Raw genomic sequence first — 12,375 nt, 5'->3', positions numbered from 1 at the left:
CGCCGCGCGCCTTCTCGGACGCAGCCAATGGCCGCGACGTGCTGCTCTATGTCCATGGTTTCAACGAGACCTTCGAATCGGCTGCACGCAGTGCAGGGCAGCTCGCCCATTCGCTCGAGTTCCAGGGGCGCGCGGCGCTGTTCACCTGGCCGTCAGGCGGCAAGCTTTTCGACTATGCCTATGACCGAGAGAGCGCGCTGTGGTCGCGCGACGGTTTCGTCCAGAGCCTGCAGGCGCTCGTCTCCAATCCGACTGTCGGCCGCATCCACATCGTCGCGCATTCGATGGGGACCTTCCTGACGCTGGAAGGCCTGCGTGAACTGCGCGACTCGCAGGACGTCTACGCCCGCATCGGCTCGGTCGTGCTGGCCTCTCCGGACGTCGATATCGACGCGTTCGAGCAGACGGTGAAGAAGCTGGGCCCGCTGGCGCAGCGCATGACCGTCATCATCGATCCCGGCGACCGCGCGCTTGCCGTCTCGGCGCGCATCGCCGGCGGCGTGGCCCGCGCCGGCGCGGCCGATCGCTCCCGCCTCGATGCGCTCGGCGTGCGCGTCGCCGACACCTCCGGCCGTGGCTGGAGCATGCTGCGCCATGACCTCTTCCTGTCGAACAGCGAGGTCACGCAGGTCGTCCGCCGCGCCATGGATCGCGGCGTCTGACAGGAGCATCTCACGCGAACTGGCCTCCGGTTCGCGTGAGGGCAATGCGGCGGAAGACCTAGATCGGCGGCAGGCCGGAACGCTTCTTGATCGTCGCCAGCGCGAAGTTCGATTCGACCGACTGGATGCATTTCAGCCGGGTCGCCTTCTGCTTCAGGAAGCGCTCATAGCCTTCGATGCCGTCGGTGACGACGCGCAGGAGATAGTCTTGCGAGCCGGTCATGAGGTAGCATTCGGCAACCTCGCTCCAGCTATCGACCGCCTTCTCGAATTCCGTGATCTGCTCCTGGTTCTGCTGCGTCAGCCGCACCGAGACGAAGACGCTGAAGGGCAGGCCGTAGGCTTTGGGATCGACCACCGCCGTGTAACCCTGGATGACGCCGGTTTCCTCGAGGCGCTTGAGCCGACGCAGGCAGGGTGTCGGCGAGAGGCCGACTCGCTGCGAGAGGTCCTGGTTGGTGATGCGCCCGTCCTCGCGCAGCACGGCGAGAATTCGGCGATCGATCGTGTCGAGCATGATATGCTCCATATCGAGGTCAGTTGAGCAGGAAGCTGCATGCGCCAGCGTACCGGGAGCTTCATCAGCCAGACAATGGCGCGATAGAGAGATTATTCTGAACTCCAGGGTTCAACCGTGTCACGACCACCAGGGAGAGAGGCTATGAGCGAGGACAGCTATCACAAGGATCGGATTGCCAACCGCAAGCTCCATCCCGAAACGCTGATGATGGGCTTCGGCTATTCGCCGGCCATGTCTGAAGGGTCGCTCAAGCCGCCGGTCTTCCTGACCTCGACCTTCGTTTTCGAGAATGCCCAGCAGGGCAAGGACTTCTTCGACTTCACCTCGGGCCGGCGCCAGCCGAAGCCCGGTGAGAAGCCCGGGTTGGTCTATTCGCGTTTCAACCATCCCAACATGGAGATCCTCGAGGATCGCCTTGCGATCTGGGACGAGGCCGAGAAATGCGCTGTCTTCGCCTCCGGCATGGCCGCGATCGCGACGACCTGCTTCGCCTTCCTCCGGCCGGGCGACACGATCCTGCATTCGCGCCCGCTCTATGGCGGCACCGAGACCCTGCTGAAGAACCAGATGGGTGCCTTCGGCGTCACGCCCTTCGGCTTCACCGACGGGCTCGATATCGCGCAGATGCGTGACGTCGCCAAGGCCGCGGCCGCAAAGGGCCGCGTCGCGATGATCCTGGTCGAGACGCCCGCCAATCCGACCAACGGCCTGGTCGATCTCGCCGCCTGCAGGGCGATCGCCGACGAGCTCGAGACGTCGCAGGGGCACCGGCCGCCGGTCATCGTCGACAACACCATGCTCGGCCCGAAATACCAGAAGCCGCTCAAGCTCGGCGCCGACCTCACCCTGCTTTCGCTGACGAAATACGTCGGCGGCCATTCCGACCTCGTCGGCGGCTCGATCAGCGGTTCCGAGGCACTCGTGCGGCAGGTGAAGGCATGGCGCGGTTCGCTCGGCACGCAGCTCGATCCGAATTCCTGCTGGATGCTGATGCGCTCGCTGGAGACGCTCGACATCCGCATGAGCCGCGCCAACGAGAACGCCAAGCTGGTCGCGGAATATCTCGCTGGCCATCCGAAGGTGGCCAAGGTCCATTATCTCGGGAACCTAAGGGCCGGTGATCCGCGCAAGGCGGTCTTCGACCGGCAATGCACCGCGGCCGGCTCTACCTTCGCGTTCGACGTCAAGGGCGGCGAGAAGGAAGCCTTCGCGGTCCTCGACAACCTCCAGATCATGAAACTCGCGGTCAGCCTCGGAGGCACCGAGACGCTGGTTTCGCATCCGGCCGCGATGACCCATTCCGGCGTCGCCAGGGAGTTGCGCGAGGAGATCGGCCTGACCGATGCGCTGATCCGCATCTCCGTCGGCATCGAGAACATCGAGGACCTCATCTCGGACCTGGCGCAGGCCTTCGAGGCGGTGTGACCGCTTCGAAGGCCTAGACCCCGATCCTTCCCCAGCCCGGCAGCTTCAGCGCAGGGCTGCGCAGGTCGAGCCCGGCGACGAGGCCGAGGATGTTCACCTCGACGCCCTCGACCCAGCCGATCGTGACGCCGGCGAGCCCATACAGCGACGCCTGGACGCCGGTGCGGCTGGCGGTCAGGCCGGCGAAAACGCCAGCGGCGCGCCAGTCCTTGCCGAGCGCGGTGGGCGGGAGCGCCTGCCGGAGCTGCGGCACCTCGGCCAGGACATGCTGGACGAAGCTGTTCGAGTTCGGCCCCGGCCAGGCGAGGTAGCTGCCGGGGCTCGAATAGGCATAGCTCGCCACGGCCGAGCGGATCTGCGGGATCAGCCGCTCCGCGGCCTCGCCGCGCATCTCGGCGACGAGTTCCGGCGTGTTACCGAACCAGCGCCCGTCTGCCTCGCGGTGGTTGACCCGGACCGGCGCGCCCCAGCCGACGACGTCGAACCGGGTGTAGGCGCTGGCGCCCTGTTCCTTGACCACGATCCAGGAGTGATGGGCGAAGATGCCGCGCCAGCGCCCGACTCGCGCGGCGAAGACATGGATTGTTGCCTCCGGCTCCGTCGCAGCGGCTGGCAGGAGCTTCGCGCTCGTCCAGTCCGCCCGGCGCCAGTCCGGCGCATGCGTCTGCCAGATCCACCAGCCTGCATGGGTCGCGAGCGGCAGGAGGAAGGCGAGAAGGAAGACCAGCAGGAAGCGACGGAACAGACGCATCCGGCACGGTATGTGCACTGCGATGCAAACCGGCAAGAACACCGCCGATCACGCTTGCGTCAGCCGGCAGGGAGAGGCCGCAGGGCCATTCGGCGCCCCTTGGCTGTGCGCGGTGGTTCGGCCGCTCCTCATGCCGGTTGAAGCGGGGGGGAAAGCTGGTAGCGTGCGCGCGCCTGAGCTTGATGGAGGGGCAGATTGGCTAGGACTATGAAGCGGCTGACCGAGGCCATTGCAGCCTGTGCGGTCGGACTGGGACTTCTCGCCACGCCGGTGGCGGCGCAGGACAAGCAACTGCGTATCTTCAACTGGTCGGATTATGTCGATCCGGAGGTGCTCGACGCCTTCAAGAAGGAAACCGGCATCACCGTCGTCTACGACACGTTCGACCAGATGGAGACGGTGGAGACCAAGCTTCTCGCCGGCAAGACCGGCTACGACCTGATCGTCGTCACCGCTTCCTTCCTGCCGCGCCACATCCCGCTCGGCCTCTATCAGCCCGTCGACAGGGACAAGGCGCCGAACCTCAAGAACCTCTGGCCCGAAATCCAGGCCCGGCTGTCGAAATACGACCCCGGCAACAAATACGCCGTGAACTACATGTGGGGTACCACGGGGATCGGCTACAACACCGCCAAGATCAGGGAGCGGCTCGGCCCTGACGCGGTGATCGACAGCTGGAAGATCGTCTTCGAGCCGGAGACGCTGAAGAAGCTCTCCAACTGCGGCGTCCATGTGCTCGATGCGGTCGAGGAGATGTTTCCGGCGGCGCTGCGCTATCTCGGGCTCGATCCCGACTCGAAGAACGAGACCGACCTCAACAAGGCCGGCGAACTCTTGCGCAAGATCCGCCCGCATATCCAGAAGTTCCACTCCTCGGAATATATCAACGCGCTGGCGAACGGCGATATCTGCCTGGCCGTCGGCTATTCCGGCGACATCCTCCAGGCGAAGAAGCGCGCCGAGGAGGCCAAGAACGGCGTCCAGATCGCCTATTCGATCCCGAAGGAAGGCGCGCTCATGTGGTTCGATTCCTTCGTGATCCCGAAGGACGCCGGCAATGTCGAGGCTGCCCTGAAGTTCATCGACTTCGTCAACAAGCCCGAGATGGCGGCGAAAAACTCGGACTTCATCCAGTATGCCAATGGCAACCTCGCCTCCAAGCCGCTGCTCTCGGCCGCGGTGCGCGACAATCCGGGCATTTACCCCTCGGATGCGGTGATGGCGCGGCTCTATACGATCACGCCCTATGACCAGAAGGCCCAGCGGCTGGTGAACCGGCTGTGGACGCGCGTGAAGACCGGAAAGTGACCGGCCCCGCACAGGCCCCGGCGGCCATCAAGAAGACCTCGCCCGGCAGCGTGCGCCGGGCGTTCCAGCCCTGGAACGACCCGGCGGCGAAGCCGCTGGTGGAGTTCCGGGGCGTGACCAAGCGCTTCGGCGATGTCACCGCGGTGGGCGACCTCTCGCTCGCGCTTTACCCGCGCGAGTTCTTCGCGCTGCTCGGGCCGTCCGGCTGCGGCAAGACCACGCTGATGCGCATGCTCGCCGGCTTCGAGACGCCGGATGCGGGCACGATCCTGCTCGATGGCCAGGATATCACCGGCACCCCGCCGCATCTGCGGCCGATCAACATGATGTTCCAGTCCTATGCGCTGTTCCCGCATCTCAGCGTGGCCAACAACATCGCCTACGGACTGAGGCGCGAGGGGCTGCCACGCGCCGAGATCGACCGGCGGGTCGAGGAGATGCTGGCGCTCGTAAAGCTCTCCGGTTTCGGCACTCGCAAGCCGCATCAGCTCTCGGGTGGCCAGCGGCAGCGTGTCGCGCTTGCCCGCTCGCTCGCCAAGCGGCCGAAACTCCTCCTTCTCGACGAGCCGATGGCGGCGCTCGACAAGAAGCTGCGCGAGCAGACCCAGTTCGAGCTGATGGACCTGCAAAGCGAGCTCGGCCTGACCTTCATGGTCGTCACGCACGACCAGGACGAGGCGATGACCATGGCCGACCGCATGGCTGTCATGGACCACGGCAAGCTCGTCCAGATCGGCCCGCCCGACCTGATCTACGAAGCGCCGGCCAATCGCCACGTTGCCGAGTTCGTCGGCGACATCAACATCTTCGAAGGCCGGATCGCCGCCGTCGAGGGGGAGCTCGTCCGGGCCGAGATGCCTCATGTCGGGATTGTCGAACTCGATGAGGAGGCGCCAGCGCTGAAGCCGGGGGAGCCGCTCGTCGTCGGCATCCGTCCGGAGAAAATCGAGATCGCTCATGACGAGCCGACGCAGGCGGTCAACAAGGTTGCCGGCGAAATCTGGGATATCGGCTATCTCGGCGACTTCACCATGATCCAGGTAATGCTCGGCGAAGGCGACGGAGGGCAAGGCGGCCAGCTCGTCAAGGTCGCGCTCGCCAACCGCACGCGTCGGCTGCCGCGCCCCTTCGCCTGGGACGACAAGGTCTGGCTATTCTGGGATGTCGAGGCCGGCGTGGTGCTGCCGCCATGAGGGCGGTCGCCTCGCTGCAGCGCCTCGGCCGCCTCGTCGTGGCCGTGCCCTATATCTGGCTGGGGCTGTTCTTCCTCGCGCCCTTCGCCATCGTGCTGCGCATGGCCTTTTCGCAGGCCGCAACGGCCCTGCCGCCCTATGCCCCGCATTGGGAAGGGCTGGCGCAGATCGGCGAGTTCCTGTCGCAGCTCGGCGTCGACAATTTCAGGCTGCTCGGGGACGACCCGCTCTACTGGCAGAGCTATCTGTATTCGCTACGCATCGCGGCGCTGACCACGGTCTTTGCCCTCGCGATCGGCTATCCGCTCGCCTATGCGATGGCGTCTGCGCCATCCCGCTGGCGTAGCATCCTGCTCGTCTTCGTCATCCTCCCGTTCTGGACCTCCTTCCTGATCCGCGTCTACGCCTGGATCGGCATCCTCCGGCCGGATGGCCTGCTCGATGCGACGCTCGCCCTGTTCGGTCTCGAGGCGGGGCCGCTTCGCCTGCTCAATACCGAGACGGCGGTGCTGCTCGGCATGGTCTATTCCTATCTGCCCTTCATGGTGCTGCCGCTGTTCGCGACGCTGGAAAAGCTCGATCGCGGCCTGCTGGAAGCTGCTGCCGATCTCGGTGCCAGGCCGGTCACGGCCTTCCTGACGGTGACATTGCCGCTCTCGCTGCCCGGTATCCTCGCCGGGGCCGCACTGGTCTTCATCCCGGCCGTCGGCGAGTTCGTCATCCCCGACCTGCTCGGTGGCCCCGATACGGTGATGATCGGCAAGGTGCTCTGGAGCGAGTTCTTCTCGAACCGCGACTGGCCGTTGGCCTCGGCCGTGGCGGTCGTGCTCCTCGTCGTGCTCGTGCTACCGCTCGTCCTGCTCCAGCGCGCGCGCCTGCGGCGGGAGATGGCGGCATGAGCCGGCTCGGTCCCGGATTGATCCTCGCGCTGATCGTCGGCTTCGCCTTCCTCTACCTGCCGATCCTGACGCTGATCGCCTACTCCTTCAACGCCTCGCGGTTGGTGACGGTCTGGGGCGGCTTCTCGACGCATTGGTACGTCGCGCTGCTGGGCAACCAGCCGCTGCTCGATGCCGCCTGGCTCTCGATCCGCCTCGGCTTCGTCTCGGCGACCCTTGCGACGATCCTCGGCACGCTCGCCGCGCTCGCCCTCGCGCGCCACGGCCGCTTCATCGGCCGCACCCTGTTTTCCGGCATGGTGCTGGCCCCGCTCGTCATGCCGGAAGTGGTGACGGGCCTGTCGCTGCTGCTGCTCTTCGTGTCGGCGGAGGTCGAGCGCGGCTTCTGGACCGTGACGATCGCACACGCGACCTTCAGCCTCGGCTTCGCCTGCATCGTCGTGCAGTCCCGGCTCGCGGGCTTCGACCGCTCGCTGGAGGAGGCTGCCCAGGATCTCGGCGCCACGCCCTTCGTCACCTTCTGGACCGTGACCCTGCCGCTGATCTGGCCGGCGGTTGCGGCGGCCTGGATGCTCGCCTTCACGCTCTCGCTCGACGATCTCGTCATCGCGAGCTTCACCACCGGCCCCGGGGCGACCACGCTGCCGATGCGGCTCTATTCAGCGGTCAAGCTCGGCGTTTCGCCAGAAATCAACGCCGCTTGCACGATCATGATCGGGGCCGTGGCCGTGGTCGTGATCGCCGCCTCGCTGCTGCTGAAGCGCGAGCAGTTGTCCGGCAGCTAAACGGCGGCTGAACGGCGCCCTCAAAGCCCGTTCAGCCGGGTTCTGCCAATGTCCTTCTCACGGCAGGGGAATTCTCCCCCGCCACGAGACAGGACAAGGATCATGTTCCGCAATCGCGCCCGCATCGGTTTGGCGGCCTTCGCACTGGGCGGCATCGTGCTCGCCGCCTTCACCTTCGCCGGAACGGGAAACGCCCAGGCTTTCGGTGACCGCTACGAACGCGGCTTCGAGCGCCCTGCCTATGGCGCCGGCTGGCGGCCGGCCCCGCCCATGGTCCACGGCTTCTGGGGGCAGCGCCGCTGGCATCGCTACTACGACGGTTACGGCATGCGGCCGCCCCCGCCGCGTTCCAGCTATGGTTACGGCTGGCGGTAAGTGTCGCCACGCCAGTCGTGACCATGGGGCGGGCGCTGCCTTGAGGGCAGCGCCCGCCATTCTTGTTACTCGGCAGCGACGGTGTGCTGCGCGTAGCCGAGGCGCTGGTTGAGTTCCTCGAGCAGCTTCTCGGCGGCATCGGCGATGACGGTGCCGGGCGGGAAGATCGCCGAGGCGCCGGCCTCGATCAGGGCGTCGAAATCCTGCGGCGGGATGACGCCGCCGACGACGATCATGATGTCCGGGCGGCCCGCCTTGGCGAGCGCGGCCTTGAGTTCCGGCACCAGTGTGAGATGACCGGCCGCGAGCGACGAGACGCCGACGATGTGGACGTCGTTCTCGACGGCCTGCCGTGCCGCCTCGTCCGGAGTCGCGAAGAGAGGGCCGATATCGACGTCGAAGCCGAGATCGGCGAACGCGGAGGCAATCACCTTCTGGCCGCGGTCATGCCCGTCCTGTCCCATCTTGGCGACGAGGATGCGCGGGCGGCGCCCATCCGCCTCCTCGAAGGCCTGGCACATCAGCTGGACACGCGTGACGGCTGGATTCATCTCGCCGACCTCCCGCTTGTAGACCCCCGAGATCGCCTTGATCTCGGCCCTGTGACGCCCGAACACCTTTTCCATCGCCATCGATATCTCGCCGACCGTCGCCTTGGCGCGCGCGGCCTTGACCGCGAGATCGAGCAGATTGGCATTGCCCGCCGCACCATTGGTGAGGGCGGTCAGCGCCGCCTGCACCTCGGTCTCGCTGCGCTCGGCCCTGAGGCGCTTCAGCTTGTCGAGCTGCTGGGCGCGCACCGAGGCATTGTCGACCTTCAGCACCTCGATCGACGCCTCGTTCTCCGGCTTGAAGCAGTTGACGCCGATGATCGCCTGCTGGCCGCCATCGATGCGGGCCTGCGTCTTGGCGGCGGCCTCCTCGATGCGCAGCTTCGGGATGCCGGCCTCGATCGCCTTGGCCATGCCGCCCAGCGCCTCGACCTCCCGGATATGGCCCCAGGCCTTGGCGGCAAGCTCCGCCGTCAGCCGCTCGACATAGTAGGAGCCGCCCCAGGGATCGATGATCCGGGTCGTGCCGCTCTCCTGCTGCAGCAGGATCTGGGTATTGCGGGCGATGCGTGCCGAGAAATCGGTCGGCAGCGCCAACGCCTCGTCGAGCGCGTTGGTGTGAAGCGACTGGGTATGGCCCTGCGTCGCCGCCATCGCCTCGATCATCGTACGCGGCACGTTGTTGAACACGTCCTGCGCCGTCAGCGACCAGCCGGATGTCTGGCAATGGGTCCGCAGCGGCAGCGACTTCTCGTTCTCGGCGCCGAAATCCTTGACCAGCTTCGCCCAGATCAGCCGGGCGGCACGCATCTTGGCGACTTCCATGAAGAAGTTCATGCCTATCGCCCAGAAGAAGGACAGGCGCGGGGCGAAGACGTCGACCGAAAGCCCCGCCTGCTGGCCGGCGCGGATATACTCGACGCCGTCGGCGAGCGTGTAGCCGAGCTCGAGGTCCTGCGTCGCCCCGGCCTCCTGCATGTGATAGCCGGAGATCGAGATCGAGTTGAATTTCGGCATGTTGGCCGAGGTGAAGGCGAAGATGTCGCCGATCGCCCGCATCGAGGGGCCGGGCGGGTAGATATAGGTGTTGCGGACCATGAACTCCTTGAGGATGTCGTTCTGGATGGTCCCTGAGAGTTTGGCCTGCGGCACGCCCTGTTCTTCCGCCGCGACGATGTAGAGCGCCAGCACCGGCAGCACCGCGCCGTTCATCGTCATCGAGACGCTCATCTGGTCGAGCGGGATGCCGGAGAACAGCGTGCGCATGTCGTAGATCGAGTCGATCGCCACGCCGGCCATGCCGACATCGCCGGCGACGCGGGGATGGTCGCTGTCATAGCCGCGATGGGTGGCGAGATCGAAGGCGACAGAAAGCCCCTTCTGCCCGGCGGCGAGATTGCGCCGATAGAAGGCGTTCGAATCCTCGGCCGTGGAGAAGCCTGCATATTGCCGGATCGTCCAGGGCTGGTTGACGTACATGGTGGGGTAGGGGCCGCGCAGATAGGGCGCGATGCCCGGCAGCGTCTCGACGAAAGGCAGGCCTTCGCGGTCGGCCGCCGTGTATAGCGGACTGACCGGGATGTCCTCCGGCGTCTGCCACGGCTCGGCGGTCGCCAATTCGGCTGGTGCAGCCGTCCGGGTGCCGGCGAAGGCGAGCTTCGTGAAATCCGGGATCGCGGTCATGGCTTGCTCCCGTCGGTCCTGTCCCACCAGTGGTGGAAATGATGCACCGGTCCGTGCCCATGGCCAACCGCGACCTCGTCTGCGGCTGCGATGGCGGCGGAGATGTAGGTCTTGGCGTGGCCGACAGCCTCGGGCAGAGGCAGCCCCTTTGCAAGGTTCGCCGCGATTGCGGAGGAGAGCGTGCAGCCCGTGCCATGGGTGTTGCGGGTCGCAAGGCGCGGGGCGTTGAAGCGCTGGCGCGCGCCACCGGCGAGCAGCAGGAGGTCGCTGCTGACATCGCCGCTGCCATGTCCGCCCTTGACCAGCACATTGGCGGCGCCCAGCGCTGCGAGCCTGTCGGCCTGCTCGTCGACGGCCTGTTCGGTTGCTGCCATGCTGGAACCGAGCAGGGCGGCGGCCTCCGGAAGGTTTGGCGTGATCAGCGTCGCCAGCGGGAAGAGGTGCTTGCGGACAGCCTCGACCGCGGATGCCTCCAACAGCCGCGCGCCCGAGGCGGCGATCATCACCGGGTCCAGCACCACGTTCTTTGCGCTGTGCCGCTTCAGGCCGGCGGCAACCGTCTCGATCAGTTCGGCCGTCGCCAGCATGCCTATCTTGACGGCATTAACGTGGAGATCCTCGAAGACGGCGTCCATCTGCTCGGCGACGAAGTCGCGCGGAACGGCATGAATTGCGCTGACGCCCTTGGTATTCTGGGCGGTGAGCGCGACGATGACGCTGGCGCCGTAGACCTGGTGCGCCGCGAAGGTCTTCAGGTCGGCCTGGATGCCGGCGCCGCCGCTCGAATCCGAGCCGGCGATGGTAAGGGCGATGGCGGTCAATTCAGTCTCCGGTCAGGCGCTCGCGATGGCCTGCGCGCGTTCGAGCGTCTCGACCACGTCGCAACCCATGAAGATGAACGAGGATACGCCGGCCTTGTTCAAAGCCTCGCTCTCGGCGGGGCGCCCGGCGAGCCAGACCGTCGCGCCGGCCGCGGCGAGTGCCTCGGCTGCGGCCGCGCCTTCCTCGGCATAGGCTACATCCGAGCCGCACAGACAGGCGAGTCTCGCGCCCGAAGCGCGGAAGGCGCCGACGAGCGCGTCGAGATCGGTCGCGCCGTTTGCGGCGAAGCCGTCGCCGCTGGGGGCCGCGAGGCCGCCGGCCTCGAACAGGTTGCGGGCAAAGCCGGCGCGCGCGGTGAAATCGGCGATGGAGCCGAGCGTCGCGAGGAAGACGGCGGGGCGCTGCGGCAGGGCGTCGGCCTTGTCGCGCAGGCTTTCGAACGGCTCCGACAGCCGGATCGACGGCAAGGCATCCGCGCGCAGGGTCGCACCGGGTGCGATGCGGGCATCGGCGCGGCCGGCGCCGCTTACCAAGGAGCGAATGATCTCGCCTTGATTGCGCTCGGCCAGGCTGCCGGGCGGGCGCCGCTCGCCGCGGACCACGGGCGCGACCTCCAGCACGGTGACGGAGCCTTCGCGGATATTGGGAAACTCGCTGGTGCCGGTGATCGGCTCGCGCCGGGTCGCGATCGCCTTGGCGCGTGCTGCCCGCTGCTCGGCGAGTGCCTTCTGGACGGACCCGCCGGCAAGCCCGGCCACAATGCCGCGCAATTCGCCGCTGCTCTGTCGCTCGATCTCCTGGAAGGCCTGCCAGGCCTGCTCGCACAACGCCTGTGTCAGTGCCTCGAAGCCGCCTGCCCCGGCCGCCGGGTCGGCTACGCGCCAGAGATTGCTCTCTTCGAGCAGGATGAGCTGGGTATTGCGCGCGACGCGGCGCGCAAAGCCGTCGGGCAGGCCAAGCGCAGCCGTGAAGGGCTGGACGGTCAGCGAATCCACCCCGCCGACTCCGGCAGAGAAGGCCGCGACGGTGCCCCGCAGCAGATTGACCCAGGGATCGCGCCGGGTCAGCGACCGCCAGGCGGTCTCGGCATGAATCCGCGCCGGCTTCGGCGTGAGGCCGCAGGCTTGCTGGATACGGTTCCAGAGCAGCCTCGCGGCGCGGAACTTCGCGACCGTGAGGAATTCGTCTGTATCCGCGACCAAAGTGAAGCTGAGGGCGTCGCGGGCTTCGGTCAGCGAAAAGCCCTGCGCTTCGAGTGCGCGCAGATAGGCAACGGCCGTAGCCAGCACCGCGCCGAGTTCCTGCGTCTCGCTAGCGCCGGCCTCGTGATAGGGGCGACCGTCGATCGTGAGGAACGGGCCGGAGAAGCCGCGATCCCTGAGCGCGCGGATCGTCTCGGCC

At 66.8% G+C, this 12,375-nt stretch carries 12 protein-coding genes; 7 read left to right on the top strand and 5 right to left on the bottom strand.

Annotated features, from left to right (window positions below):
- Positions 1-662 (top strand): alpha/beta hydrolase (locus ACIPIA_RS03405; protein WP_400506684.1); only part of this gene is annotated, 662 nt, incomplete at its 5' end.
- Positions 663-720: 58 nt separating this feature from the next.
- On the opposite strand, the gene ACIPIA_RS03400 is transcribed toward ACIPIA_RS03405, so the two are convergent.
- Positions 721-1,191 (bottom strand): Lrp/AsnC family transcriptional regulator, encoded by a 471-nt coding sequence (locus tag ACIPIA_RS03400; RefSeq protein ID WP_400506682.1) that lies wholly within the window; start codon positions 1,189-1,191, stop codon positions 721-723.
- Between the two features lie 132 nt (positions 1,192-1,323).
- On the opposite strand from ACIPIA_RS03400, the gene ACIPIA_RS03395 reads away from it, so the two are divergent.
- A complete protein-coding gene (locus tag ACIPIA_RS03395; protein WP_400506680.1) occupies positions 1,324-2,607 on the top strand; it encodes a cystathionine gamma-synthase family protein in 1,284 nt (427 codons plus the stop codon).
- Positions 2,608-2,620: 13 nt separating this feature from the next.
- On the opposite strand, the gene ACIPIA_RS03390 is transcribed toward ACIPIA_RS03395, so the two are convergent.
- Positions 2,621-3,358, bottom strand: coding sequence for a DUF3750 domain-containing protein (locus ACIPIA_RS03390; RefSeq protein WP_400506678.1), 738 nt, complete (start codon positions 3,356-3,358; stop codon positions 2,621-2,623).
- A gap of 195 nt (positions 3,359-3,553) precedes the next feature.
- Here ACIPIA_RS03390 and ACIPIA_RS03385 point away from each other — a divergent pair, with 195 nt between their 5' ends.
- The 5 genes from ACIPIA_RS03385 (at position 3,554) to ACIPIA_RS03365 (ending at position 7,918) form a co-directional block, all read left to right on the top strand.
- Positions 3,554-4,666 carry a polyamine ABC transporter substrate-binding protein gene (locus ACIPIA_RS03385; protein WP_400506677.1) on the top strand — a complete coding sequence of 371 codons (1,113 nt, stop codon included), beginning with the start codon at positions 3,554-3,556 and terminating at the stop codon, positions 4,664-4,666.
- Positions 4,663-5,859, top strand: coding sequence for an ABC transporter ATP-binding protein (locus ACIPIA_RS03380; protein ID WP_400506675.1), 1,197 nt, complete (start codon positions 4,663-4,665; stop codon positions 5,857-5,859). The genes ACIPIA_RS03385 and ACIPIA_RS03380 overlap by 4 nt, the downstream gene beginning before the upstream one ends.
- A complete protein-coding gene (locus ACIPIA_RS03375; RefSeq protein ID WP_400506673.1) occupies positions 5,856-6,758 on the top strand; it encodes an ABC transporter permease in 903 nt (300 codons plus the stop codon). Before ACIPIA_RS03380 ends, ACIPIA_RS03375 begins: the two co-directional genes overlap by 4 nt.
- Entirely contained in the window at positions 6,755-7,543 is a 789-nt protein-coding gene (locus tag ACIPIA_RS03370; protein WP_400506672.1) for an ABC transporter permease, read from the top strand. Before ACIPIA_RS03375 ends, ACIPIA_RS03370 begins: the two co-directional genes overlap by 4 nt.
- A gap of 102 nt (positions 7,544-7,645) precedes the next feature.
- Positions 7,646-7,918 carry a hypothetical protein gene (locus ACIPIA_RS03365; protein WP_400506670.1) on the top strand — a complete coding sequence of 91 codons (273 nt, stop codon included), beginning with the start codon at positions 7,646-7,648 and terminating at the stop codon, positions 7,916-7,918.
- Positions 7,919-7,983: 65 nt separating this feature from the next.
- Here the strand turns inward: ACIPIA_RS03365 and scpA are convergent, their stop codons facing one another.
- The 3 genes from scpA to ACIPIA_RS03350 form a co-directional block, all read right to left on the bottom strand.
- Positions 7,984-10,152 carry a methylmalonyl-CoA mutase gene (scpA, locus tag ACIPIA_RS03360; RefSeq protein WP_400506668.1) on the bottom strand — a complete coding sequence of 723 codons (2,169 nt, stop codon included), beginning with the start codon at positions 10,150-10,152 and terminating at the stop codon, positions 7,984-7,986.
- Positions 10,149-10,973, bottom strand: a complete 825-nt coding sequence (gene thiD / locus ACIPIA_RS03355; RefSeq protein ID WP_400506666.1) for a bifunctional hydroxymethylpyrimidine kinase/phosphomethylpyrimidine kinase — start codon at positions 10,971-10,973, stop codon at positions 10,149-10,151. Before thiD ends, scpA begins: the two co-directional genes overlap by 4 nt.
- 12 nt (positions 10,974-10,985) lie before the next feature.
- Positions 10,986-12,375 (bottom strand): methylmalonyl-CoA mutase family protein (locus tag ACIPIA_RS03350; protein ID WP_400506664.1); only part of this gene is annotated, 1,390 nt, incomplete at its 5' end.

The organism is Allobosea sp. CER48, from assembly GCF_044752385.1.
Lineage (GTDB): Bacteria > Pseudomonadota > Alphaproteobacteria > Rhizobiales > Beijerinckiaceae > Allobosea.
The sequence above is the reverse complement of the archived record's forward strand: the minus strand, read 5'-3'. Positions and strand labels throughout refer to the sequence as shown.

What these genes read in the sequence shown, in the direction of transcription:
- ACIPIA_RS03400 (WP_400506682.1), bottom strand. Translation starts at nt 1,191, where the DNA reads ATGGAGCATATCATGCTCGACACGATCGATCGCCGAATTCTCGCCGTG.
- ACIPIA_RS03395 (WP_400506680.1), top strand. Translation starts at nt 1,324, where the DNA reads ATGAGCGAGGACAGCTATCACAAGGATCGGATTGCCAACCGCAAGCTC.
- ACIPIA_RS03390 (WP_400506678.1), bottom strand. Translation starts at nt 3,358, where the DNA reads ATGCGTCTGTTCCGTCGCTTCCTGCTGGTCTTCCTTCTCGCCTTCCTC.
- ACIPIA_RS03375 (WP_400506673.1), top strand. Translation starts at nt 5,856, where the DNA reads ATGAGGGCGGTCGCCTCGCTGCAGCGCCTCGGCCGCCTCGTCGTGGCC.
- ACIPIA_RS03370 (WP_400506672.1), top strand. Translation starts at nt 6,755, where the DNA reads ATGAGCCGGCTCGGTCCCGGATTGATCCTCGCGCTGATCGTCGGCTTC.
- ACIPIA_RS03365 (WP_400506670.1), top strand. Translation starts at nt 7,646, where the DNA reads ATGTTCCGCAATCGCGCCCGCATCGGTTTGGCGGCCTTCGCACTGGGC.
- scpA (WP_400506668.1), bottom strand. Translation starts at nt 10,152, where the DNA reads ATGACCGCGATCCCGGATTTCACGAAGCTCGCCTTCGCCGGCACCCGG.